Origin of the sequence: Roseburia sp. AM23-20 (assembly GCF_003470905.1) — a bacterium.
Lineage (GTDB): Bacteria > Bacillota > Clostridia > Lachnospirales > Lachnospiraceae > Roseburia > Roseburia rectibacter.
In genome coordinates, this window is sequence record NZ_QRHS01000008.1 from 51499 (window position 1) to 78480 (window position 26982).

Annotated in this window: 21 protein-coding genes; 20 read left to right on the top strand and 1 reads right to left on the bottom strand. The window is 43.7% G+C overall.

Annotated features, from left to right (window positions below; all coding sequences use genetic code 11):
• Nucleotides 1–97: 97 nt before the first annotated feature.
• The 10 genes from DW650_RS08270 to DW650_RS08315 all read left to right on the top strand — a co-directional run bounded on the left by DW650_RS08270 (nucleotide 98) and on the right by DW650_RS08315 (nucleotide 15618).
• Nucleotides 98–2551 (top strand): glycoside hydrolase family 2 TIM barrel-domain containing protein, encoded by a 2454-nt coding sequence (locus DW650_RS08270; protein ID WP_243102900.1) that lies wholly within the window; start codon nucleotides 98–100, stop codon nucleotides 2549–2551.
• Nucleotides 2532–3896 (top strand): MATE family efflux transporter, encoded by a 1365-nt coding sequence (locus DW650_RS08275; protein ID WP_243102901.1) that lies wholly within the window; start codon nucleotides 2532–2534, stop codon nucleotides 3894–3896. The genes DW650_RS08270 and DW650_RS08275 overlap by 20 nt, the downstream gene beginning before the upstream one ends.
• An 81-nt stretch (nucleotides 3897–3977) precedes the next feature.
• Nucleotides 3978–5009, top strand: a complete 1032-nt coding sequence (locus tag DW650_RS08280) for a LacI family DNA-binding transcriptional regulator (protein ID WP_117919812.1) — start codon at nucleotides 3978–3980, stop codon at nucleotides 5007–5009.
• 368 nt (nucleotides 5010–5377) lie between these two features.
• On the top strand, nucleotides 5378–6331 hold the full coding sequence (locus tag DW650_RS08285; RefSeq protein WP_117919899.1) for an ABC transporter permease: 954 nt from the start codon (nucleotides 5378–5380) through the stop codon (nucleotides 6329–6331).
• A gap of 18 nt (nucleotides 6332–6349) precedes the next feature.
• Entirely contained in the window at nucleotides 6350–7255 is a 906-nt protein-coding gene (locus tag DW650_RS08290) for a carbohydrate ABC transporter permease (RefSeq protein ID WP_117919810.1), read from the top strand.
• A gap of 104 nt (nucleotides 7256–7359) precedes the next feature.
• Nucleotides 7360–9009: an ABC transporter substrate-binding protein gene (locus tag DW650_RS08295; protein ID WP_117919808.1), complete on the top strand. Its 1650-nt coding sequence runs from the start codon at nucleotides 7360–7362 to the stop codon at nucleotides 9007–9009.
• 131 nt (nucleotides 9010–9140) lie between these two features.
• Nucleotides 9141–10886 (top strand): glycoside hydrolase family 35 protein, encoded by a 1746-nt coding sequence (locus DW650_RS08300; RefSeq protein ID WP_118209607.1) that lies wholly within the window; start codon nucleotides 9141–9143, stop codon nucleotides 10884–10886.
• A 44-nt stretch (nucleotides 10887–10930) separates the two neighbouring features.
• Complete coding sequence (locus DW650_RS08305; RefSeq protein WP_243095736.1) at nucleotides 10931–11839, top strand: glycoside hydrolase family 43 protein; 909 nt, start codon at nucleotides 10931–10933, stop codon at nucleotides 11837–11839.
• A 1-nt stretch (nucleotide 11840) separates the two neighbouring features.
• Nucleotides 11841–13643: a beta-glucuronidase gene (gene uidA, locus DW650_RS08310; RefSeq protein WP_118209609.1), complete on the top strand. Its 1803-nt coding sequence runs from the start codon at nucleotides 11841–11843 to the stop codon at nucleotides 13641–13643.
• A gap of 43 nt (nucleotides 13644–13686) precedes the next feature.
• Entirely contained in the window at nucleotides 13687–15618 is a 1932-nt protein-coding gene (locus tag DW650_RS08315) for a glycoside hydrolase family 127 protein (RefSeq protein ID WP_118209610.1), read from the top strand.
• Nucleotides 15619–15665: 47 nt separating this feature from the next.
• Here the strand turns inward: DW650_RS08315 and DW650_RS08320 are convergent, their stop codons facing one another.
• On the bottom strand, nucleotides 15666–16979 hold the full coding sequence (locus tag DW650_RS08320; RefSeq protein ID WP_118209611.1) for a glycoside hydrolase family 27 protein: 1314 nt from the start codon (nucleotides 16977–16979) through the stop codon (nucleotides 15666–15668).
• Nucleotides 16980–17169: 190 nt separating this feature from the next.
• On the opposite strand from DW650_RS08320, the gene DW650_RS08325 reads away from it, so the two are divergent.
• From DW650_RS08325 to fliD, 10 genes are all read left to right on the top strand, one after another.
• Entirely contained in the window at nucleotides 17170–17745 is a 576-nt protein-coding gene (locus tag DW650_RS08325; RefSeq protein WP_118209612.1) for a hypothetical protein, read from the top strand.
• Between the two features lie 72 nt (nucleotides 17746–17817).
• Nucleotides 17818–18516, top strand: coding sequence for a response regulator transcription factor (locus DW650_RS08330; RefSeq protein WP_117919796.1), 699 nt, complete (start codon nucleotides 17818–17820; stop codon nucleotides 18514–18516).
• Nucleotides 18516–20039 carry a sensor histidine kinase gene (locus DW650_RS08335; RefSeq protein WP_442969829.1) on the top strand — a complete coding sequence of 508 codons (1524 nt, stop codon included), beginning with the start codon at nucleotides 18516–18518 and terminating at the stop codon, nucleotides 20037–20039. The genes DW650_RS08330 and DW650_RS08335 overlap by 1 nt, the downstream gene beginning before the upstream one ends.
• Nucleotides 20040–20112: 73 nt before the next feature.
• Nucleotides 20113–20838 (top strand): DUF4352 domain-containing protein, encoded by a 726-nt coding sequence (locus DW650_RS08340; RefSeq protein WP_118209614.1) that lies wholly within the window; start codon nucleotides 20113–20115, stop codon nucleotides 20836–20838.
• A 94-nt stretch (nucleotides 20839–20932) separates the two neighbouring features.
• Nucleotides 20933–21841 carry a chemotaxis protein gene (locus tag DW650_RS08345; RefSeq protein ID WP_117919790.1) on the top strand — a complete coding sequence of 303 codons (909 nt, stop codon included), beginning with the start codon at nucleotides 20933–20935 and terminating at the stop codon, nucleotides 21839–21841.
• A 73-nt stretch (nucleotides 21842–21914) separates the two neighbouring features.
• The gene (locus DW650_RS08350; protein ID WP_118209615.1) at nucleotides 21915–23474 is read left to right on the top strand and encodes a hypothetical protein; all 1560 of its coding nucleotides are present in this window, start codon (nucleotides 21915–21917) and stop codon (nucleotides 23472–23474) included.
• Nucleotides 23475–23476: 2 nt separating this feature from the next.
• Nucleotides 23477–24082 carry an imidazole glycerol phosphate synthase subunit HisH gene (hisH, locus tag DW650_RS08355; protein WP_118209616.1) on the top strand — a complete coding sequence of 202 codons (606 nt, stop codon included), beginning with the start codon at nucleotides 23477–23479 and terminating at the stop codon, nucleotides 24080–24082.
• A gap of 15 nt (nucleotides 24083–24097) precedes the next feature.
• A complete protein-coding gene (hisF, locus tag DW650_RS08360) occupies nucleotides 24098–24859 on the top strand; it encodes an imidazole glycerol phosphate synthase subunit HisF (protein WP_118209617.1) in 762 nt (253 codons plus the stop codon).
• 23 nt (nucleotides 24860–24882) lie between these two features.
• Complete coding sequence (locus DW650_RS08365) at nucleotides 24883–25560, top strand: uracil-DNA glycosylase (protein WP_118209618.1); 678 nt, start codon at nucleotides 24883–24885, stop codon at nucleotides 25558–25560.
• Between the two features lie 414 nt (nucleotides 25561–25974).
• Entirely contained in the window at nucleotides 25975–26766 is a 792-nt protein-coding gene (fliD, locus tag DW650_RS08370; RefSeq protein ID WP_241070928.1) for a flagellar filament capping protein FliD, read from the top strand.
• Nucleotides 26767–26982 lie beyond the last annotated feature (216 nt).

Consider the following 26982-nt stretch of genomic DNA (forward strand, 5'->3'; position numbering starts at 1 on the left):
AATATGTCACTATTCTCCATTGTATCATATCTCTGTTTTTTACTATGATGTGTTTAAAAGAAAACATAGACCGTAGTAAAAAATGGAGGTATTTTTTATGATTATGAATAAAACAGAACTGTTATTAAATGAGGGATGGAAGTTTCATTTTGGAGAATGTGAGGAGGCATGGTATCAGGGATATGACGATCGTGCATTTGAGCGTGTCATGCTGCCGCATGACTGGGCAGTGGCTTATCCGTTTTCAAAACAATATTCCAGCGGCACCGGATATCTCACGGGCGGGATCGGCTGGTACCGGCTGCATTTTTATCTGCCAGAGGAATATCAGGGGAAATCGATCCGTCTGGTATTTGACAGTGTGTATAAAAACAGCCAGGTGTGGGTCAACAGTTATTATCAGGGAAAACACCCGTATGGTTACACCGGATTTTCCTATGATATCTCTGGGATCGCACATTTTGGGGAGCAGGAAAATGTGGTCAGTGTGAAAGTGACGCACACGGACATTGCGGATTCGAGATGGTACACGGGAAGCGGGATCACGCGGAAAGTCACTCTTGTGGTGGAAGAACAGGTGCATCCGGCAGAATATGGCGTGACGTTTGTGACAGAGAAACTTGTGGCCGATGGTAAAGGACTTACAGCAGTGCAGGCGGCAGTCAGTATCCGCCACGAGATGTGCAACCAGACGAAGGAGCAGAAAACATGTGTGGTCTGCACAAAACTGTCTGATCCGCAGGGAACACCTGTGGCAGAGTGGAAAGAACAGGTACAGATCCCGGCAGGAAATACGGTATCCTGCAGCATGCATGGCACCATCCGTGATCCGAAGTGCTGGTCGCCGGAGCACCCGGATCTCTATGGGATGGAAACCTGGTATGAGACAACGGATGAGGATGGAAAGAAAATATCTTATCTTGCAGACACACAGAAGGTCGGGATCCGTGTGGCAGAATTTGACGCGGACCGGGGATTTTTCTTAAACGGTGTGCCGATGAAGATCAAAGGTGTCTGTGTGCATCATGACGCCGGCTGTCTCGGCGCCGCGGTGACAAAGGAAGTATGGCACAGACGGCTTGCAAAATTAAAGGGATGTGGCTGTAATGCGATCCGGTGCAGCCACAACCCGCATATGCCGGAACTGTATGAGCTGTGCGATACGATGGGATTTCTTGTGATGGATGAGGCGTTTGACGAGTGGGAAAATGCAAAAAACAAATGGTCCACGGGACACAATGTTTATCCGCCAAAACACCAGGGCTATTTTGAAGATTTCCCGGAATGGCACGAAAAGGATCTGCGCGCCATGGTAAGGCGTGACCGCAATCATCCGTCCATCATTTTGTGGAGCATCGGAAATGAAATCGACTATCCGAACGATCCGTACTGTCATCCGAGTTTTATGGAGATGACTGGAAATAACGACGCGAATAAACCGGCGGCAGAACGGCAGTATGATCCGGCAAAACCGGACATGCGAAGACTGCTTCCGATCGCCGAAGAACTTTCCCGTATTGTAAAGAGTGAAGATAAGAGCCGTCCGGTCACCATGGCGCTTGCCTACCCGGAGCTGTCTGCAAAACTTGGCATATTAGAGCATCTGGATGTGGCAGGCTACAACTATAAGGAGCAGTATTACGAAGCCGACCACAGAGATTTCCCACACATCCCGTTTTTAGGGAGTGAAAACGGACACAGCTATGAGGCATGGGATGCGGTAAAATCAAACGACTATATCAGCGGACAGTTTTTGTGGACAGGGATCGATTATTTAGGGGAGGCACATGGCTGGCCGATTCATGGATCGGGAGCCGGAATTTTGGACTGCGCCGGATTTGAAAAGGCAAGATATTACCGCAGAAAATCGTTGTGGTGTGAAGAACCTCAGCTTTACCTTGCCACAAGACTGTGGAGTGAGGAGTCTGCCGAGTGGATTCCGTGTCAGGAAAACTGGAATTATAAAGCCGGAGAAAAAGTCATTGTGATGTGTTACTCAAATCTGCCGGAGACAGCTGTTTTTATCAATGGAAAAGAGGCTGGCAGACAGATCGGCTACAACGACGACGGTGCATATCGTTTTGAGGTACTCTGGGAGGCAGGGATCCTTGAGGCAAGCGGTTATGATGAAAACGGAAATATCATAGAACAGGAGAGACTGCTTACCACGCAGAACGCTGCTGGCATCAAAGCAGAGGTCTATCAGCCGGAGGAGATTCCTTTCCAAGAGACACAGAAAAACGGATATCTCTATCAGATCGCGCTCACACTTGTGGATCAAAACGGACAGAAGGTTGTCTGGGATGATAAAAAACTGCGTATGGCTGTGAGCGGGGCAGGCATGTTAGCAGGGATCGAGAACGGGGATCTGTCGGATGTGACTCCATATGCGGAAAATGCGAGAAAGACAAAGGACGGAAGGCTCATGATCTATGTGAGAAGAATAAAAAAGGGAAAGATCCGTGTAGAAATTTCAGAGACAGACAGCATAGCACAAAAGAACTGCATAGCAGAAAAAGGAGGAATGCATCTTGAAGTGGAAATGGATTGATGCAGACTGCACCAGCGTTACCACGGCAGAGGGAACGCTGACGCTGAAGGGACTGTTTATCCCGTTGTTTATTGAACAGCTTTTGATGAATATGACCGGTACGGTCAATACGCTGATGCTTGGGCACTATGCGGATGATGCGGTCGCAGCAGTCGGTGCGGCAAACCAGGTGATCGGATTTTTGTACACGTTTTATGCGGTATTCAGCGGTGGCGCATCGGTTGTTATCAGCCACAGACTGGGGGCGGGAGATGAAAAAAGAGCGTCCGATGCAGCGTTTACCTCCATTGTGTGCGGAGGCGCGATCAGCCTGATCTTAGGAACGATACTGGCATTTTTTGCAGGTGCAGTCATGCGTCCGATGCAGTTGGAAACATCGGTGTATGAGATGGCGGTGATATATTTTCGCATCTGCATCGGGTTTTCCGTGCTGCAGGGCATTATTTCCGCCATCTCCGCGGTACTGCGCAGCTATGGAAAACCGAAACTTGCAGTGACAGTATCTTTGTTTATGAATATCGTGAATGCAGTGTTAAATTACGTTGTGATTTTCCAGCCGGTGAAAATTGTGCCGGAGGGCGTGGAAGGTATCGCAATGGCAAACGTGGCAAGTCATGGGACGGCGCTTTTGCTTGGCGTCTGGTTTCTGTTCCATTGCGGACTGCATCTTGATTTTGCCTCGAAAAATTTAAAGACATTATCCTGCGTGGGTGGAATCTTAAAGATCGGGCTGCCGGGAGGAATCAGTTCCCTGTCGTATTCCTTTTCACAGATCGTGTCAACTTCGATCCTGGCGGTGCTTGGAACAGCGGCGCTCACCGCAAAGATCTATGTTTCATCCATCGTGTTTTATGTCTATGTGACCGGAATGTCACTCGGGCTTTCCACCGCGATCCTGATGGGATGGATGACGGGTGCAAAGGAGTATGAAAAGGCATACCGGCTGAACCAGCAGGTGTTAAAAATCGCGGTCAGCTTAAATATCGTGCTTTCGGTTCTGATCTTTCTCTGCCATAGACCGTTGATGCATTTATTTACGCAGAGTGAGGAGATCATCGGGATGACGGGTGTGATCTTTTTTATCGATATTTTCGTGGAGATCGGGCGCGCGTTCAACCATGTTGAGGACAATTCACTCCGGGGAGCGGGGGATGTGTTCTTCCCGATGGTCATCGCCGTGATCTCCTGCTGGGGCGTCAGCATTTTGTTTGCATATCTGCTTGGGATACGCCTTGGGATGGGACTGGCAGGATGCTGGATCGCGTTCATGCTCGATGAGATGTTCCGCGGAAGTATCTTTTTTATCCGTTTCCGCTCACGAAAATGGACGAAAAAAAGAATCTGACCCTATATTGACAAACCTGCAAAATCCCGATAAAATTAACTTGAAAACGTTTTCAAATATGACTTTTAAGGGGGATGGCCGATGGGCAGTGAGTTAAATATTTATAAAATTGCACAGGAAGCGGGAGTTTCACCGGCAACAGTGTCGAGAGTCATGACAAAAAATGCGAGGGTGAGCGAGGAAAAGAGAGCGCGTGTGGAAGCAGTGATCCGCAAATATGATTACAGGCCAAACGCGCTTGCGCAGGGACTGATCAAGACGAAAACGAACGTCATCGGTGTGCTTGCTGCAGATCTGGTCAATCCTTATTATTCATCCATGGTGGAAAACTGTGAGAAGGAGATCATTGCGCGCGGGTATGTGCCGATGATCTGCGGAACATTAAGCAATCCGGATCTCGAGGTGGAATATATCCAGAAAATGTTTGACATGCGTATGGATGCGATCATCATTATCGGGGGAAAATCAGACAGCCTTGTCACGGAGCCGGAATACGCAGATCTGATCAACCGTGTCGCTGAATCCATCCCGGTCATCACAACAGGAAAGGTGGAGGGCGGTGAGTGCTGCCAGGTCACGATCGACGAGGCGGAGGGCATGAACCAGAGCATGGAATGTCTGATCGGTTTAGGACATAGAAGAATCGCACTGATCGGCGGAGTCGAGGAGATGAAATCCACTTACGATAAGCGCATCCGCTACCGAAGTCTGCTGCGAAAGAACGGTCTGACCTACCGTGAGCGCTATGTGATCAATTCCAATTATTCGATTGAGGGCGGTTATCAGGGGTTCGAGGCACTCTTTCAGGGAAATAAGACACTTCCCACGGCGGTGATCGCGATCAACGACTACAGTGCAGTGGGTGTGATGCGTTCCATCAAAGAGCATGGACTTAGGATCCCGGAGGATATTTCCCTCATCAGTTTTGATAATACGTTTATCGTAGATACCGTCATACCAAGGCTGAGCAGTATTTCCTATGATTATGAAGCATTTGGAAAGCTTTTGGTTGACACCGCATTAGATAAGATTGCCGGAAAAGAAGTGCCGGAGGTACAGAAAGTGACACCGACTCTGATCATCAGAGAATCCGTAGCGGAGTTAAAACGGTAAAATCCGTTAGAATGACGGAAAAATAAAATAAATGTGAAATAAATATGTACAAAAAGTAAAATAACCTGTTGACAACTCATAATATGTATTGTAATATAACAATATGAAAAGGGTTTCAAATTAAAAAGCACTATAAAATACACAACTGGTGTAAAAGCCGGCTGCATGGATGGGGTTTACACAGCAAAGGTGTAAGATAAGTGCGGGAAACATGCAAAAAAGAAGATATAAAGGCGTTTCTGACACTTAAGATCAAAAAATATTACACCTTATGGAAGATGGCAGACAGTTTTGTGAAAAATATAAGTGCTTTGTTTTTACAAGGTTTTGAAACCGGTTTCAAGAAAACATTGGAGAGGGGAAAATATATGAAAAAGGAGAACGGTGTTGCAAAACAGGTTGGCAAAAAACTAAACTTCTGGCAGAAACTCTGGAAGTACCGTGTACTGACACTGATGTGTGTCCCGGCAATGATTTTTTTCTTTGCATTTAACTATATGCCATTGCCAGGAATCTATGTTGCGTTTGTTAAATACAATTACCGCGATGGTATTTTTGGAAGCAAATTTGTAGGGTTACAGAATTTTGAGTTCCTCTGGGAATCAGGAAAAATTTTATCACTGACGAAAAATACAATTTTATATAATCTGGCATTTATCCTTCTTGGAAATTTACTTGCGGTCGTGGTAGCGATCCTTTTAAATGAAATGAGATGTAAATGGTTCAAGAAAGTATCACAGACGATGATGTTTCTTCCATATTTCATTTCACAGGTATTGGTCGGAGTGCTGGTATTCAACCTGTTAAACTATGATACCGGATTTGTAAATGAAATCCTCACCAAACTTGGAATTGAAAAATGGGGACCTTACAGCGATCCGCATGTATGGCCGGTACTGCTGGTTATCATTTATCTGTGGCAGCAGACAGGTTACAACTCCGTTGTATATTTCGCATCCATCTGCGGAATTGACGCAGAGATGATAGAGGCATCCAAGGTCGATGGAGCAAATGCATTTCAGAGGATCCGTTACATATTGCTCCCGAGTTTAAAACCTACCGTGATCATCCTGTTACTGTTTGCATTGGGCGGCATCGTAAAAGGTAATTTCGGATTGTTCTACAATATCATTGGTACGAACTCCTTATTATATGACACGACAGATATTATTGAGACGTTTGTTTACAGGGCTACGATGACAGATTTTAACTTCTCGACAGCGTCGGCAGTCGGTCTGTATCAGTCAGTCGTTGGTTTTGTGATCGTTATGGTCGTGAACTATATTGTTAAGAAAATTGAACCGGATTATTCCCTGTTTTAATATCTATGGAGGTCGACTATGAAGAAAAATAACAGCAATAAAGTAAAACTTGGAGCTTCTGATAAGATTGTACGGGGATTTGGATATGTAGTGATCACGATCTATGCAGTTGCGTGTGTATTCCCGTTCCTTTTGATCCTTGGCAGCTCGTTTACGGCAGAAGAAGTGATCCGTGCAGAAGGTGTACAGCTGATTCCGAAACAGTTTACACTGGCGGCTTATGAGATGGTCTGCAAGAGCGGTGGTATCTGGAAATCTTATCTGCTCACGATCATCCTGACGGTGGTCGGTACAGCGATCGGACTGACGATCATAGCAATGACAGGCTACGCATTACAGAGAAAAGATTTCCCGTTCCGCAACGGAATTTCTTTCTACATATATTTTACAAGCCTGTTTTCCGCAGGACTTGCACCGTACTATCTTCTGATGACACAGACTTACCACTTAAAGGACAGCTATTTTGCAGTTTTATTACCGCTTATGATGTCACCGTGGCTGATCATCATGATGAAAAACTTTGTGAAGGCGATCCCGCATGAGATCACAGAGTCCGGCAAGATCGACGGCGCGGGGGATATGAAGATCTTTGTTTCACTGATCCTTCCGATGTTAAAACCGGCACTTGCGACGATCGGATTATTCCTTGCACTGGGATACTGGAATGAATGGTATCAGTCATCACTTTTCTTAAGCTCGAAAGTGGATGTAAAACCGTTACAGTATACATTATATGAAGTTGTAAATAAAATGGATCAGCTCAAAAACTCCGTTGCAGGACAGTATGTATCGTTAGCAGATATCCCGACCGAGGGAATCAAGATGGCAAATGCGATCCTTGCAACCGGACCGATCATTTTCCTGTATCCATTCGTTCAGAAATATTTCATCAGCGGTATTACCGTTGGAGCCGTAAAAGGCTGATCGATACGATTATCACTCTGCATGGGGCAGAGTCATAATAAAAGCAGATTTGTCTTAGGGAAAGACAGATCTGCTGCAAAAATAAATCATATGGAGGGTATGGTATGAAGAAAAGATTTAAGAGACTTGGGGCAATGTTACTCGCAGGTACAATGTTACTTGGCGCCACAGCCTGTGGCGGAGGAAGCAATTCTTCCACAACAGGAAATGCAGCAAAATCGGAAAACAGTGCATCCACTACGGAAGCAGGGGGAACGACAAGTAGTGGTGACATTGACACATCCGAACATGTAGTGATCACTTATATGGTGACCGGTGATAAACCGGATGGACAGAAAGCAGAGCGTCTTGATGAGATGTTAGAAAAACTGAATGCGATCCTGACCGAAAAAGTAAATGCAGAACTTGAGATTTATTACATCGGATGGACCGATTATCTCTCCAACTACAACCTGACACTGGCACAGATGGATGGTTCTGTCGACCTTGTCGGAACTGCATCTGACTGGCTCGATGCCTGGCCAAACGCAAAGAACGGAGCATTCTTAGAGCTTTCCGAGGATATGTTAAAGACCTACGCACCAAAGACATGGGAGAGCGTAAGCCAGGATCACTGGGATCTGTGTAAATATAACGGCTCGATCTATCTGATCCCGGAGGATAATTACGCACAGTGGACCAATCATGGATTTATCTATCGTCTTGACTGGGCAAAAGAAGCAGGACTGACAGATGGTGTCAAGAGCTGGGAAGATCTTACAACTTACTTTAAATATGTAAAAGAAACTTATCCGGATATCATTCCATGGGATTCTGACGGTACACAGTATGCTCAGATGGCAAACGGCTGGATCACCTCCCACAGCAATTTTGTTGCAATCGACGGTATCTGCTCAGGCGCATTATGGGGCGGTACAAAAGATGACCTTTACACGATCACAACACCTGCATACACAGACACAGATATGATGGTCGAGTATGCAAAATTAATGAAAGAATGGGATAACATCGGCGTATGGAAGACAGACGTATTGAACAATACCGCTTCCTCAAACCGTGATGATTACCGTATCGGTCGTGTTGCAGCAGAGCAGCACCACACACAGACCTGGACAGATCTGTGCAGTGCAACTCCGGCAAATACCATTTACCAGGATGACCCGGATGCAGAGTCAGGCTTCTTCTACTTCGGAGAAGAGACCGGAAACGTGGTAGCACTTTCCATCACACACGGTGCAATGGCAGTTTCCGCAGCAAGCAAGAACCCGGAAAGAGCACTGATGGTATATGATTTATTAAGAAATGACGAAGAATGCTACAGATTACTCTGCTATGGTATTGAAGGCGTATCTTACGAGATCAACGATGAGGGACTCCGCACAACTCCGGAGGGATACAACTCAGACACAGACAACATCAACGGTATGACCAACTGGTGGTGGGGACGTAACGACGATCTTGAAATCAGGGACGCTACAAGAAACTGGGATGCAATTGACAAACTTTACAGCGAGTATGATTCCTTAAAGATCGATTATCCGTATGGACAGTTTGTACCGGAAGTTGATGATATCCAGTCTAAGATCGATAACATCAACGAAGTATATACCAACTATACAAAACAGATCTCTTATGGTAAATATCAGGGAACTGCAGAGGAGATCGTTGCAGAGATGCAGGCAGCATTAAAACAGGCTGGTATTGAAGAAGTAACCGCAGCACTGCAGGAACAGTTTGATGCATTATACAAATAGGTATACAATAAAGGCATGATGTGCCGCTATTGAACAGAAGGTGTTGATTCTAAGAAATAGGGGATCAACACCTTTTGTTATAGGAAGGAACTGATACAAAAGGAACATTTTGGAAAAAGAGGAGAGATGACATGGGAAATTTTGAGATTAAAGACAATTTTTATCTGGATGGGAAACCGTTTCAGATCATATCGGGCGCAATTCATTATTTCAGAATCGTTCCGGAGTACTGGAAGGACAGACTTGAAAAATTAAAGGCAATGGGATGCAATACGGTGGAGACGTATATCCCGTGGAACATGCATGAACCGAAAAAAGGGGAATTCCACTTTGAGGGCATGCTTGACATAGAACGTTTTATAAAAACTGCGCAGGATTTAGGGTTATATGTGATCTTAAGACCGTCGCCGTACATTTGTGCGGAGTGGGAATTTGGCGGACTGCCGGCATGGCTGTTAGCGGAAGATGGAATGAAACTGCGCGTTTCCTATCCGCCGTTTTTAAAACATGTGCAGGATTACTATGATGTATTATTGAAAAAAATCGTGCCGTATCAGATCAATTACGGCGGACCGGTCATTTTGATGCAGGTCGAAAATGAATACGGATATTATGCAAACGACAGGGAATATCTGCTTGCAATGAAAGATAAAATGCAAAAAGGCGGTGTCGTTGTCCCGCTTGTCACTTCGGACGGACCGTTTGAAGAAAACTTAAACGGAGGTCATTTAGAAGGCGCGCTGCCGACCGGAAATTTTGGATCTAAGACAGAGGAGCGTTTTGAAGTCCTGAAAAAATATACGGACGGCGGGCCATTAATGTGCACGGAGTTCTGGGTAGGCTGGTTCGATCACTGGGGAAATGGCGGTCATATGACAGGCAATCTGGAGGAGAGCGTCAAGGACCTCGACAAAATGTTAGAACTCGGTCATGTCAATATTTATATGTTTGAGGGCGGTACGAATTTTGGATTTATGAATGGCTCGAACTACTATGATGAGCTGACCCCGGATGTGACATCGTATGACTATGATGCGCTATTGACGGAAGATGGACAGATCACGGAAAAATACTGCAGATACCGCGACGTCATTGCAAAATACAGAGAGATACCGGAAGTCACATTTACGACTGAGATCAAAAGGAAGGCATATGGAACACTGCAGGCAAAAGAAAAGGTAAGCCTGTTTTCGGTGCTGGATGACCTCAGTGCTCCGGTGGGGAGCAGTTTTCCGCAGAGCATGGAAAAACTGGGGCAGAATTACGGCTATATTTTATATCATTCCACATTAGATACGGAGGAGAAACTCGAAAAACTCCGCCTGTGGGAGGCAAACGACCGTGCCAATATTTTTGTGGATCAAAAACCGGTCACAACACTTTACGATCTGGAACTTTTAAAAGAAAAAGAGCTGGATGTCACGTTTGAAAGGGGAGCAGATTTTGATATCCTGATGGAAAATATGGGGCGTGTCAATTTCGGACCGCGCATGGAACACCAGAGAAAAGGCATTGGTCAGTGTGTGCAGGTCAACGGACATATGCACAACCACTGGAAACAGTACACGCTGCCGCTCGACAATATCGAAAAAGTTGACTTTTCCAAAGAATACAAAGAAGGGCTGCCGGGATTTTATCGTTTTACGGTGGATATCGACGAGACAGCAGATACATTCCTGGATTTTGAGGGATGGGGAAAGGGCTGTGTCTTTGTAAACGGATTTAATATCGGAAGATTCTGGGAGATCGGACCGCAGAAAAGACTCTATATCCCGGCACCACTGCTGAAAAAGGGCGAAAACGAGATCATCGTATTTGAGACGGAGGGAAAGACCCGCGATACGATCGTGTTGAAGGATGAGCCGGATATTGGCTGAGTGTCCACGAAAATAAAAATCAAGTAATATGAATGGAGCAGGGTATGGCAGGATATTTATTTGTACACTTTACCGGGGAACAGAAGGACGGCGAGCAGATCTATTTTTCCGTGAGCCGGGACGGACTGCACTGGACGGATCTAAACGATGGAAAACCGGTACTGTATTCGCATATCGGCGAGTGCGGCGTGCGCGATCCGTTTCCGGTAAAAAATCCGCTGAATGGACGTTATTATCTGATCGCAACCGATCTTCGAATCGAAAAGGGTGAGGGCTGGCAGGCAGCGCAGGAGCGCGGCAGCAGGGATATCATCATCTGGGAATCAGAAGACCTCGTGCACTGGGAAAAGGAGCGCGCCCATACAGTCGGCATCCGTGAGGCTGGCTGTGTCTGGGCGCCGGAGGCTGTGTTTGACGAGGAAAAACAGGCATTTTTAGTCTTTTTTGCATCCAAAGTAAAATGTGATGGGGAAGAGACTGCAAAACACCGCATCTATGCCGCTTATACAAAGGATTTTGTCACATTTTCGGATACATTTTTGTATATGGAACGTGAGCGGGATGTGATCGATACCACGATTTTAAGGAGTAACGGAAAATATTACCGGATCTCAAAGGATGAGACCGACAGCAGGCTGATCTTAGAGGAGTCAGACAGTCTCCGCGGGGATTTTAAGCGGATCTCCTGCCCGGTTTTTGAAAAATTAAAAGGCGTGGAAGGCCCGGAGGGCTATCTTTTGCCGGAGGGCAGGAGCTGGTGTGTGATCGCAGACCAGTTTGCCGAGGGAAAAGGGTATCTGCCGATGATCACGGAAGATCTGTCATCGGGTGATTTCACGATTTTGGAAAAAGAAAAATATGATCTTGGCAGGACGAAAAAAAGACACGGCGGGGTGTTGGAATTAAGTGACGCAGAGTATGAGAGATTAATTAAGGCAGAAATGGAGGGGTAACATGTTATATCCACAGGAAAATAAGATTCGTGGGATCATTGATTTAAACGGAGTGTGGGATTTTGCACTTGGGACAACGGAGGAACCGGGGGATGCGGTGACATTGCCGGAGCAGATGGAGCCAATCGCAGTTCCGGCATCTTACAATGATCAGAAAGATGATATTGCTTACCGGAATCATTACGGTTATGCGTATTACCGGAGAAATATTACAGTGCCTTCTTATTACAAGGGACAGAGACTGGTGCTTCGCTTTGACGCAGTAACACATTTTGCAAAAATTTATCTGAATGGGGTATTGCTCACACAGCATAAAGGAGGATTTCTTCCATTTGAAGTGGATATCACTGACAAATTATGTGCAGGGGAGAGTGCAGAACTGGTCGTTGCTGTGGATAACCGCATTAATCACAGCACACTTCCGGTTGGAAATGAGGAGGGAACCTCATTTATGGGAGCAGACAATGCAGGAGTGCCGGGAGTTGAAGCTGCAAAACGCTGGAGAAAACCACAGAATCTTCCTAATTTTGATTTCTTTAATTATGCAGGGATCAACCGTCCGGTCAGAATTTATACGACACCGAAGGCGTATATCAAAGATGTAACGCTTGTGACAGATATCCGTGGAACAGATGGCATTGTGAATTATCAGGTTAAGACTTCAGATACAGATGGACAGGAAGTTGTACTGCAGATCTTAGATGCCAATGGAAATGAAGTGGCACAGGCAAAAGGCACTTCCGGGGAGATCGTGATACCGGATGCAAAACTGTGGGAGCCATATCCGGGAACACCGTATCTGTATACGGCAGCAGTCACGTTCGGTGATGATTATTATGAGGAGCCGTTTGGCGTGCGTACGGTGCGCGTGGAGGGGACTTCGTTTCTGATCAATGGAAAACCGTTTTATTTCAAAGGGTTTGGAAAACATGAGGATTCGGCATTTCATGGACGGGGTATGGATGTCTGTCTGGATGTTAAAGATGTCAATTTGATTCACTGGCTGCATGCAAATTCTTTCCGTACCAGCCATTATCCATATGCGGAAGAAATGTACCGCCTGTGCGACCGTGAAGGAATCGTGATCATTGACGAGGTTCCGGCAGTCGGGATCGGTGCCGGAGCAGGAATCAATCCTTATGAGACATTTCCTATTCGTGAACACCATGAACAGGTCATTAAGGACATGATCGCGCGTGACAAAAACCATCCATGCGTTGTCATGTGGTCACTTGGAAATGAACCTGATACGGAGAATTTCCCGGAGTCAGCATACGAGTATTGGCATTCACTCTATGAGCTGGCGCATGAGACAGACCCGTCTGACCGTCCAGTTACTTTAGTCTGCTGTCAGAACAACTATGAAAAAGATATTGTCACAAGAAGCATGGATGTTGTCTGCATTAACCGTTACTATGGATGGTACAACCTGTCCGGAGATCTTGACGCTGCCTGCTATGGATTAAATCTTGAACTCGACTTCTGGGAATCCCAGAATAAACCGGTCATGATCACCGAGTACGGCGCTGATGCCGTAGCCGGTATCCATGAGTGTGTGCCAGAGATGTTCTCGGAGGAATTTCAGGTGGAATTTTATAAGAGACAAAATGCACAGTTCGATAAGAGGAAGTTCTTTATCGGGGAGCATGTCTGGAACTTTGCTGATTTTGCGACCGTGCAGGGATGCATGAGAGTTGATGGTAATAAAAAGGGACTGTTTACGAGAGAGCGCAGACCGAAAATGGCGGCGCATTACTTTAAAGAGAGATGGGGAGAGATACCTAATTTTGAGTATAAGGGCTAGGTGGTAAAGCACAAAGCGGGAGCCACAAACTAAAGGAGAAATCATGTCAAAAAATATTCGTGAAATCAACATCAACCAGATAAAGATCCACGACCCATTCTGGTCTGCCATGCAGCACCGCATGACAGACACCGTCATTCCGTTTCAGGAGAAAGTATTAAATGATGAAGTGCCAGGCGTGGAAAAAAGCCATGCCATTGAAAATTTTCGTATTGCCGCAGGTTTAAGCGAAGGAGAATTTTACGGTATGGTCTTTCAGGACAGTGACGTCGCAAAATGGTTAGAGGGTGTCGCCTATTCGCTTGCGGTAAAGCCGGACAATGAGTTGGAAGCGCGTGCGGATGAGATCATTGACATCATCGAAAAGGCACAGCAGCCGGATGGCTATCTTGATACCTTTTTTATTGTAAAAGAACCGGAACACCGCTGGCAGAATTTGCAGGAGTGCCATGAACTGTACTGTGCCGGACATATGATGGAGGCTGGTGTCGCATACTATCAGACAACCGGAAAAGAAAAACTGCTTCATGTGGTGGAGCGTCTTGCTGACCATATCATTTCCAGATTTGGAGAGGACAAAGAGCCGGGAATACCGGGACATCAGGAAGTGGAGATCGGACTGATGAAACTATACCGTGCAACCGGAAAAGAAAAATACAAAAAGATGGCACGGTATTTTCTGGAAGAACGAGGAAAAAATCCGGATTATTTTTATGAGGAAAAGAAAAAAAGAGGCTGGCAGCATTGGGGACAGTATAGCTTAGAACCGTTAGATCAGAGATACACGCAGACGCACGCTACGATTTATGAGCAGAAAGAGGCAGTCGGACACAGTGTCCGTGCTGTTTATATGTATACGGCAATGGCTGACCTTGCCGGGGAAGATAAAGATGAGAGACTTTATGAGGCATGCCAGACTTTATGGGATAATATCGTAAAGAAAAGAATGTATATCACCGGCGGCATCGGTTCTACGGTTGAAGGCGAGGCTTTTACGATTGATTATGACCTGCCAAACGATATGGCATATGCGGAGACCTGCGCATCGATAGGAATGATCTTTTTTGCAAAGAGAATGTTGGAAATAAAACCCCTTGGAATTTATGCCGATATCATGGAACGGGAATTTTACAATGGAACCATCAGCGGTATCCAGTTGGATGGAAAACAGTTTTTCTATGTGAATCCGCTTGAGGTAAATCCGGGAACATCCGGCACGATCTTTGGTTATAAACATGTATTGCCGACCCGTCCGGGCTGGTATGCATGTGCATGCTGTCCGCCGAACCTGGTACGTCTTGTAACTTCACTGGGAACTTATGCATGGAGTGAGAGTGAAACGACGCTCTATTCACATCTGTTTCTGGGACAGACCGCGGATTTTGATAAAGCGGTGATTACGGTAGAAAGCAGTTATCCGTGGGAAGGAAAGGTATCCTATCAGGTAAAAGCAAAAAAAGAAAAGGCGTTTGAACTTGCAATTCATATCCCATCCCATATTCGTCCGGACACACTTGCTGTGACAGTAAACGGAGAAAAAACAGATGCCGTGTCTTTTATGAAAAATGGTTATCTTTATCTGAAGAGAAACTGGGGAGAAAATGATGTGGTTACACTTACATTTGATCTTCCGGTACGAAAAATTTATGCAAATACGAATGTGCGTGAAGATGAGGGCTGTGTCGCGTTGATGAGGGGACCGGTCGTTTACTGCTTTGAAGGTGCAGACAATGGTGAGTGCATTCAGGCACTTCGTATACCAAGAGAGATCAAAGCTGAGACGGAACTTTGCAAAGAAGGTGTATTAGCGGGAAATGTGCTGATCCATCTGCCGGGATACCGGATGGAGAGCAGTGATGCGCTTTACTCCGAGGAACGCCCAAAGCGGACAGACGTAATGCTGACCGCAATTCCTTATTATGTATGGGCGAACCGGGGAGAAAATCAGATGCGCGTCTGGATGCCGGAAGAATAAATCTTTTGGCTTATCAGAGACTTATTTTACAGCATCAAAGACAAAGATCAGTTTTCTACATGAAATACCAGACATCCGTGTGCTGGCGGGGTGACAGAGATCGCACTGCCGGATACGGATGTTTTTTCTTTGCTCCAGAGTTCTGTCAGACTGGCATTTTCATGGATGCATAATTCATCACCGACACGGAGAGTTTCAATCTCACAATGGATTGTCTGTGTTTCATCTGAGAGATTAAAGAAAGCAATAAAATGTTCGCCTGTAACTGCATTATGTGCGCACCAGATGGCTTTTTCATCGTCAAGACATATCTGGTGAGGTTTACAGTCCGGTGTCAGCATGGAAAGTATATCGCGGTTGGTCAAAAGTGCAAGCGTGGCATCGTCTAATTTTGTCAGTTCACAGCCAAGCATTAAAGGAGAGCCGAAAAGACACCAGAGTGTTAACATGGTATGCTGTTCATCCGGTGTAAAATTAGTGTACCATTCGTGTCCGAAGCCTTTTCCAAGCCAGCCGAGCGGCAGCATATCACAGTCCGGATAGCATCCCTTTGAAACATGGTTCTGCCAGAGTTCACAGCGGTGGAACATATCTTTTAACAGATCCCATTTATCCCAGAAATCATCAGTGATACGCCACATGTTTGCGTAAGTTTCATAATGCCATGCATGTTCGATCAGTGCAGGACCCGGAGACAGGGATAAAACGATAGGTCTTCCACAGCGTGTGATCGCCTTATGCAGCATTTCTATCTCGTGGCGTGCAGAATATGGGTTTGCCGGATAAATATTGGTGTTGCAGATATCATCACATTTGATAAAATCGACACCCCAGGAAGCGTAAAGTTCCATCAGGGAATTATAGTAAGCCTGTCCTGCCGCTGTGTCACGTACTCCATACATATCCGGGTTCCATCCGCAGATGGAGGAAGGATTGGCAACCATATCAGCAGTCACATTGCTGCCTTTGATCTTACTGTGATTATGTGCGGCAGTTCTGGGAATTCCTCGCATGATGTGGATTCCAAACTTTAAACCGAGACTGTGGATATAGTCTGCAAGATGGGTAAATCCGGTGCCGTCAGCGGAAGATGGAAATCGATCCGGATCAGGCTGTAATCTGGAAAATTCGTCCATCGCGACGTCTGCAAACGGAATGTACTGGAACTGATCACGCATGGAACCGGCACCGATCGCATACCATTCGATGTCGACAACGATATATTCCCAACCAAAATCTTTTAAATGTGCAGCCATATAGTCTGCATTTGCTTTTACGGCATCTTCTGTTACCGTAGTGTCATAGTAATCATAGCTGTTCCACCCCATAGGCGGCAGCGGTGCAAAATTATTTTTGTTCATAAATACCCTCCAAAAGTGATCTCATAAGCCGATTATACTATATAGAAATTACAATACAATACGCATTGCATTTCTTTTCACATTTTTTTATAATGAAAATAATGTTGGAACCGTTATTTGATTCTGACATTATTAAAATCAGAATGACAAAAGACATATCACGATAATAAGAAAAATAAGAGGAATAATCATGTCCGAAAAGAAAAAAGTAAAGATAAACGGTTTTGTTTTTACGGATGAAGCGGAAGCAGAGCAGGCGAAAAAGGAAGCACATGGGATTCATTATGTGGAAGAACGCGCAGATATGCATCATCCGGAAACGGTGCTTGAAATCTACAATAAAATGGTAAAGCAGGAGTTGTTTGAGACAGCCGTTGGTTATACTTATCTAAAAGAACTTCAGGAATACCTGATCCAGAATCCTGCAATCAATAATGCGGATATCCTTCCAATCTATGTGACACATCCGATGTTAGAGGAGAGCCTCAAAAAGAAATTAAGGATTTCTGCAAAACATCAGTCAGATGAAAAGAAAAAACAGGGAAAAGCAGATGGGTACCGCAAAAAGTATGAGATTACATTATTTATATCTGTGATTCTTGCAATCAGTATAATCGGCATGTTTATCATTGCATCGACGAGTGACAGCCCTACAATTTTAAATTATGAGAATAAACTGATCGATAAATATGCGGAATGGGAGCAGGAACTTGATGAGCGGGAAGCTGCCTTGAATGAACGTGAACAGATGGTGGAAGAACCATAGAAGATATCACATTTATTTCATAATTATCTGTTAAATTGTAATGTGAAAAATAGCAGGAATGGAGCATTAAGTATGGAAAAGATAAAGATATTGGTTGTGGATGATGAGAGCAGAATGAGAAAGCTGGTCCGTGACTTTTTAGTCAGGGAAGATTATGAGGTATTAGAGGCAGGAGACGGTGAGGCAGCACTGGATATTTTTTATCAGGAAAAAAATATTGCACTGATCATATTGGATGTGATGATGCCAAAAATGAATGGCTGGGACGTATGCAGGGAAATCAGGGAAACGTCAAAAGTGCCGATCATCATGCTGACAGCAAAGGGTGATGAAGAGGACGAGCTCACCGGATTTGAACTTGGTGTTGATGAATATATCTCGAAACCGTTTTCTCCGAAGATTCTTGTTGCACGTGTCGGTGCGATCTTAAGAAGAAGTGGAAAAGCACCTGAGGAGGGAAAACTTCTTTCCATCGGAGGAATCGTGATCGATCAGACAGCACATACGGTCACAGTGGATGGAAAACAGATTGAACTGAGTTTCAAGGAATTTGAACTGCTTACTTATTTTATGGAAAATGAGGGCATTGCACTCTCCAGAGAGAAAATTCTCAATCATGTCTGGAATTACGATTACTTTGGAGATGCAAGAACCATCGATACACACGTTAAAAAACTGCGTGCCAAGATCGGAGAAAAAGGTGACTATATCAAAACCATCTGGGGTATGGGGTACAAATTTGAAGCAGAAGAAAATGGCAGTGATAAATGATGAAAAAATTGATGAAAGATCGGAAAAGAAAATATTTTGGTTCACTGACACATCAGTTGATACTGATCAGTATCTGTCTGGTTACAGGAACACTTCTTTTATGCTGGTTTATTAATACCGTTTTTTTGGAGCCGTATTATGTGGTCAATAAACAAAATACACTGCTGTCCGGATTTGAGACGATCAATGAAGCGAGTGAGAACGGATCACTGGATGACAGCTCTTTTGATGTGACATTTGATAATCTCTGTGCAAATGGAAATATCACTGTCATGATCATAAGCTCTGACCGGACCATTGTACGGTCGTCCGTGAATGATACACAGAAAATGATGTTGGAATTTATGAACATTATTTTTGGGGAGAAGCAGAATGAAGTGACGGTATTGATGCAGTCAGACAATTATATTATCCAGAAACAGACAGATGCCAGATTGGATTCAGAGTTTCTGGTGCTTTACGGGACACTTTCCAATGGGAATCTGATCCTGATGCGGACAGCACTTGAGAGTATCCGTGAGAGTGTCAGTCTCTCTAATACATTTTTAGCATGGGTAGGTGTCATTGCTGCGATCATCAGTGCGGTCGTCATTGTTTTCGTTTCGAGAGGCATAACAACGCCGCTTTTACGTCTGACGGATATATCGAAGCGGATGACGGAACTTGATTTTGAAGCAAAATATCAGCCTGGGAGCAGATATCACAATGAAGTGGACGAGCTTGGCGAATACATGAATGTCATGTCAACTACGTTAGAGCACACGATTTCTGAACTAAAGAGTGCAAACAATCAATTACAGATTGATATCGATAAAAAAACACAGATCGATGAAATGCGGAAAGAATTTTTATCAAATGTTTCACACGAGTTAAAAACACCGCTTGCACTGATACAGGGATACGCAGAAGGACTGAAAGAATGTATTAATGATGATGCGGAGAGCAGGGACTTTTATTGTGAAGTCATCATGGACGAAGCAGACAAGATGAATAAAATGGTCAAAAAACTGCTGACTTTAAACCAGCTTGAATTTGGTAATGAGGTCATTACCATGGAAAGGTTTGATCTGACGGAACTGATACAGGGAGTGATCAATGCGTCTGCGATCCTTTTAAATCAGAATGAGATCACATTAAACTTTTCGCAGCAGGAACCGTTATTTGCCTGGGCGGATGAATTTAAGGTGGAAGAAGTAGTGACCAACTATTTAAGCAATGCGATTCATCATGCAGAGGGTGAAAAAAGAATTGATATCCGCTGTGTAAAGAAAGATGATAAAGTCCGCGTCAGTGTTTTCAACACCGGAAAGCCGATACCGGAAGAAGATGTGGATAATATCTGGATCAAATTTTATAAGGTGGATAAAGCAAGAACCAGAGAATACGGCGGCAGCGGTATAGGTCTTTCTATTGTTCAGGCGATCATGGATTCATTCCATCAGAAGTGTGGTGTGATCAATCACGAAGACGGAGTAGAATTCTGGTTTGAATTAGAGACAAATAATGGAAATTTTTTCAGTTGATAAATGATACCAAAAATGCTAACATATGGATAGAGTATATTCTATTATTTACAGATATCATGAGAGGAATACCATGAAAAGAACAGGAATGAGATTAACGGCAGTGGCAGCAGTAACAACATTGCTGCTTGGAGGATGTGGAGAACAGCCATACAGTTTAACAGAAGATGAAGAAGGCGTGATTGTGGATTATTCGGCACACGCTGTGGCGAAGTTTAATACGAGCCAGCCGGAAGGTCTTGCAAATGTGAGTCATGATGAGCAGGAGACGGAATCTACGGATGAACCACAGGAGACAGAAACAGAGAACAGAATTACACTGGATGCATCCGGTAATGCGTCTGCAGGTGAACAGATTGCAGAAGATGGAACAGAGCAGGCTGCAGCAGAGTCTTCCACTCTTGATGAACTGTTTGGCGAAGAAAACCTGACCATAGCATATGCCGGAGCCGAGATTGCGGCGGATTATATGGAAGGCGGATACTATTCGCTGGATGCAGAGAAAGGAAAAGTATTTGTTATTGTCAGTATTGATATTACAAATTCCGGAACAGATGAAATAGCGATCGACAATTTTGCAAAGACACCGAAGTTTTCTGTCATGGTCAATGGTCAGGAAAAAGCAGATGAGGAAAATACCATACTTCCATCTGATTTTGCATTGTATCAGGAAACAATTCCGGCTGGTGCGACAGAAAATACCGTGTTGCTGTTTCAGGTACCGGACAGCGTGACAAGTATTGAAAGTCTGGATCTGTATGTAAATATCAGTGAAACAAATTATCAAATTACTTTGTAATGATATTAGTAATGTGTTATAATGACATTAATATTTATGCAATGGCAAAAGCAATGAATTGCGTAGCAAATGATACGCGGGAGGAGAGACAGGAATGGATACAAATATACTTTTAGAGTCAGGAACGAATGAGCTGGAAGTCCTGGAATTTACATTAGGAAATAATCATTATGGAATCAATGTTGCAAAGATCAGAGAGATATTGACGTATCAGCCGGTAACACCGGTACCAAATTCTCATCCAAGTGTGGAAGGTATTTTCATGCCACGTGATACAATGATTACCGTTGTTAATCTGAAAAGATGTCTGGGGATGGCAGAGAGTGGAGATGGCAAGGGACTTTTTATCATCACAAACTTCAACAAATTAAATATTGCGTTTCATGTAGATGCTGTAATTGGCATTCACCGTGTATCATGGGAGTCTATTATCAAGCCGGATTCGACGATCAATACAGAGGATAACAGTGCATCCACAGGAGTGATCAAGATGGATGACAAGCTGATCATCATCCTTGACTTTGAGAAAATCGTATCTGATATCAGTCCGGAGACAGGTCTTAAGGTATCAGATGTTGATAATATGGCAAGCCGTGAGCGCTGTGATTCACCGATCCTGATCGCTGAGGATTCGCCACTTCTTAGCCGTCTGATCACAGACTGTCTGAAGAAGGCAGGATACACCAATCTGATCGTGACAATGAATGGCCAGGAGGCATGGGATAAGCTGACCGAATTTGAAAAGGCGGGTAATGTACGTGATAAGGTTCATTGTATTATCACTGATATCGAGATGCCGATGATGGATGGACACAGACTGACCAAACTTGTTAAGACGAACGATAATATGAAGAAGATACCGCTTATTATTTTCTCATCTTTAGTTAATGAAGAAATGAGAATTAAAGGTAAACAGTTAGGGGCAGATGCCCAGTTGACAAAACCTGAAATCGGCAATCTTGTAGAGGCTATTGATAATTTAATTGATAAAAGCATTGATTAGGTTGAAGCGAAGAAGGGGATGTGATATATTGTCACATCCCCAAATTAAGTTATAGGCTTGACGGAGGTGTCGGATGAGCGGGACAGAGGATTATCTGGATGGACTGTTAAATTCCTTATCAGAAAAAGATATGGATGCAGAGAAAGAAACCGGGAGTAAAACGATGCGGACAGAGGATGATATTATGAATGAGATGGAAAATGATTTACTTTCCAAAGAGGCGGAAGATAATTTTTTAGAACAATTTGAAAAGGAATTGGCAAATGAGAAGTCTGCACCAGAAGCGGAAACAAAAGATGATTTCTTTAACAGTTTAGATCAGATTGTAGATGGAACAGGTCAGAATAATAAAGAAGATGATTTCATGATGGATACGCTTGGAGATATTCCAGGAATTGATGATATCATGAAAAAGGAAGAACCTGCACAGACATCAGAACCGCAGACGGATGAAAAAGAAGAAAGCGGGCAGCAGGAGAATACGAAAGCACCGGAGAATCTAGGCGGACTGGGTGATCTAGACGGACTTGGAGATTTTGGAATATCGGATGATATATCGGAGGAAAGCGCTGACGTGACAGAAGGTGCACAGATGACGGATTACACAGACAAAGGCGAAAGTGATGCTTTAGGCATGGAGGATGCAGCCAGTGATGGACTAGACGATTTTGGAGATCTTGGTGAAGCGGATATATTTGGAGATGATGGAGCAGGAGAAAGTGAAAATACTTCGGACAGCATGTCAGATGTCATGCCAAATGACAGGGAAGACAAGCCGAAAAAAGAAAGTTTCCTGAAAAAATTATCACGTATTCTTTTTGGGGAAGATGATGAGGATGAGGAAGGTGATCCTGCATCGTCCGGAAAAGAAGTGATAACAGAAGAAAATGCAGGCGACATTGATCTGTCAGATCCGAATATGCAGATATTACAGGAACTTGGAGATATTCCAGGTATATCGGACGCGCCGAAGGAAGAAGAAAAATCAGATCCGGAAGAAGATAAAAAGAAGAAAAAAGAAAAAAAGAAAAAAGAGAAGAAGCCAAAGAAAGAGAAGAAACCGAAAAAGCCAAAGAAAGAAAAGAAACCGAAGCCACCAAAGGAGCCGGATCTGACACCTCCACTCCCGAAGGTACCGGTAATTCTGATCTTTGTGATGGTATTTTCATTCCTTGTTCTTGTAGTATTAGCAACTAATTTAGTGGGTTATTCCAGCAGTTTTTCAAATGCGGAAGATGCATATGCAAAGGGCAATTATGAGCAGGCATTTCAGGATGTATCTGGTCTTGAGGTAAAGGAGAAAGATCAGGATACATACAGAAAATACCGTATTCTTGCATACACGGCAGGGCAGTACAGAGCATATCAGAATCTGATGAATCAGAAAATTTATGATATGGCGTTAGATTCGCTGATCAGTACGATCGGAAGATGTGATGAATACAGCAGTGATGCCAAAGAACTTGGATGTGACAGAGAGATTTCAGACATACAGGCAAAAGCAGAGGAGGCATTGGAAGCATTTAAGATCGATGCCCAAAGAGCACTTGAAGTGTATGGCATGAAAGACCGGACTGCATATTCAAAAGAGATTTACCGGATACTGGATGATGCAGGACTTAGTGAGGAATAAAAATGATAGCGATCATAGACTATGATGCAGGTAATTTAAAGAGCGTACAGAAAGTACTTGATTTTTTACATCAGGATTGCGTGGTAACAAGGGATTTTCATGAGATCCGTCAGGCAGACAAGGTAATATTACCGGGGGTTGGTTCTTTCGGCGAGGCGATGGATCAGTTAAAAAAATATGAGCTGGACAAAGTAATTCGTGAAGTGGCAGAAGAGAAAAAGCCATTTCTTGGAATCTGTCTTGGACTGCAGCTTTTATTTGAAGGCAGTGAGGAAAGCAGCGGAGTGGAAGGACTGCATTTGTTAGACGGACAGATCTTACGGATACCGGATACAGAAGGATTAAAAATACCGCATATCGGATGGAATTCACTGGATTTTCAGAATAATGGAAGATTATTTGCAGGGCTGCCGGAACATCCGTATGTTTATTTTGTTCATTCTTATTATCTGAAAGCAAAGGATGATATGATCGTAAAGGCAACTACGGAATATGGCACACATATTCACGCTTCTGTGGAACAGGACAATATCTTTGCATGTCAGTTCCACCCGGAAAAAAGCAGTACAGTCGGACTTAAGATACTAGAAAATTTTGCCGGGATTTAAGACGGGAGGATAAAAATGTTTACAAAGCGAATTATTCCGTGTCTGGATGTGAATAACGGACGTGTGGTAAAGGGTGTTAATTTCGTAAATTTAAGAGATGCCGGAGATCCGGTGGAGATAGCAGCAGCTTATGATAAAGCAGGCGCAGATGAACTGGTATTTCTTGATATTACTGCAACTTCAGATGCAAGGGAGACAGTTGTGGATATGGTGCGCAAGGTGGCAGAAAAGGTATTTATACCATTTACTGTCGGCGGGGGTATCCGTACTGTGGATGATTTTAAAGCCTTACTCCGCGAGGGAGCCGATAAGATATCCATCAATTCATCTGCGATCAACCGCCCGGAACTTATCAGTGAGGCTGCAGATAAGTTTGGCAGTCAGTGTGTGGTTGTGGCGATCGATGCCAGAAAAAGAGCTGATGGTTCGGGATGGAATATCTATAAAAATGGCGGACGTATCGATGTTGGCATTGATGCAGTAGAGTGGGCAATGAAAGCAGACAGACTCGGTGCGGGGGAAATTCTTCTGACGAGCATGGATTGTGATGGAACAAAGGCAGGTTATGATCTTGAACTGACGCGCACCATTGCGGAAAATGTATCCATTCCTGTAATTGCTTCCGGTGGAGCGGGTACGAAAGAACATTTTTATGATGCATTGACGGAAGGAAAAGCAGATGCAGCACTTGCAGCGTCTTTATTCCATTATAAAGAACTTGAAATCCGCGATCTGAAAGATTATCTGGCAGAGCGTGGTGTTTCTGTAAGAAGATAAAAATAAAGAAAAGAGAATTTATCATGGCAATGATCACAAATGACTGGCTTCCGGCAATTCAGGGAGAGTTTAAAAAGCCATATTACAGGGAATTATTTCAATTTGTAAAAGAAGAATACAGCAGGGCGGTCATTTATCCGCCGGCAGATGATATCTTCAATGCGCTGCATTTTACACCGCTTAGTGAAGTAAAAGTATTGATCTTAGGACAAGATCCGTATCACAATGAGAATCAGGCACATGGTCTGAGCTTTTCAGTACTGCCATCACAGAAGGAGATTCCACCATCATTGCAGAATATTTATAAAGAACTGCAGGATGATTTAGGCTGTTATATACCGAACAACGGATATTTAAAAAAATGGGCGGATCAGGGAGTGCTTCTTTTGAATACGGTGCTGACGGTTCGCGCGCATCAGGCTAATTCCCATCAGGGAAGAGGATGGGAGCAGTTTACCGATGCGATCATTCAGGCTGTCAATGCCCAGGATCGTCCGATCGTATATATGCTGTGGGGCAGACCCGCACAGAGCAAGATCCCGATGCTCACAAATCCGAAGCATCTGATCTTAAAGGCACCGCATCCGAGTCCGCTTTCAGCATACAGAGGATTCTTTGGATGCAGACATTTCAGCCAGGCAAATGATTTCTTAAAAGCAAATGGGATCACGCCGATCGACTGGCAGATTGAGAATATCTGATTCGATGTCTGGTACATCGATTTTTAAATAACCAGAATGTCCGTATAGCGTACATTCTGGTTATTTTCTCTATAAATGAGGAGTGCCCAGACACCTTTTGGCGCCCGGGCTATTATGAAAAAAATTTATCAAGTATATTATAACAAGTTGTCTAAGTATTTTTTAACTATATTTAGTATATCAATCATATATGAACAAAGTATGAATAATAAATTAACAATTTTTTTAGTAATTTAAAACAAAAAAACAGGAAAAAATACAAAAAAATTGGTGAGGTTACCCATACGCACGAAATGGTTATTTTGAATGTGTAAAATACTTGAAAATGTAAAGAAAACAGCCTAAAATGACGATATAAGAAACAACAGGGAAGTTTTTGGTAATCTATTGTATTATTTCAAAGGAGTGAGATATATGGCAACGATTTCCGGTTATAATTCATATTCAATGGGAGTTTTGTTCTCCGGATTAAATACCACGTCATCTAAGAATTCATTATTTTCCAGCAGTATGTCAGGAAGTGATATACTTGGAATTAATTACAGTGACTGGGCAACAATCAAATCCGGCAGCTATTTTAAACTGTTAGATGCCTACTATGGAAAAGGCGGGCAGGTCAGCGGCTCTGGTGATACAACATCTTCTTCAACATCAACATCCAAAGATGACACTAAGACACTTGCAGCAATCGAGAGTGATGCGAAGAATGTGGAAAAATCCGTTGCAGCACTTCAGGAGACGGGAGATAAATCCTTATTTAAAGAAGTGACAAAGACAGATAAGGATGGAAATAAGACAACCGGATATGATACGGATGCGATTTATAAAGCTGTGAAAGACTTTACAGACAGCTATAACAGCCTGCTTGATGAAGTCGGCGATTCGAATACAAAAAGTATTTTAAGAGCTGGTGCAAGCATGGTAAGTGTGACAGAGGCAAACCGCAGGTCACTTTCCGATATCGGTATTTCCATTGGAGCAGATAATAAACTTACGATCGATGAAGAGAAGTTTAAGAAAGCTGACATGGGCAAAGTTAAGACAATGTTTGCAGATAACAGTTATTATGGAACAGAAGTAAAACGTCAGGCATCACGTGCAGAATCTTATGCAAAGAGTGAGGCAGCAAAGGCGAATACTTATCAGAAATCAGGTTCTTATACTTATAATTACAGAACAGGTGAGCTTTATAATTCTAAGATCTGATCGCAGAATGGGATGATGAAATTACATTACTGTTATAAAATGTGAAAAGCAGACGGTAATGATTATATTGGTTTGGCATGGACGGAAAGAAAGCTGGTCTGTGCAGAAACGGCTATTTATGAGAAACTCAGATTGGGTTTCTCATAAATTTTGCAAAAAAATAATAAGCGTGCCGGAAAAAAATATTGCACAATGGTGCGATGTATGGTCAAATAA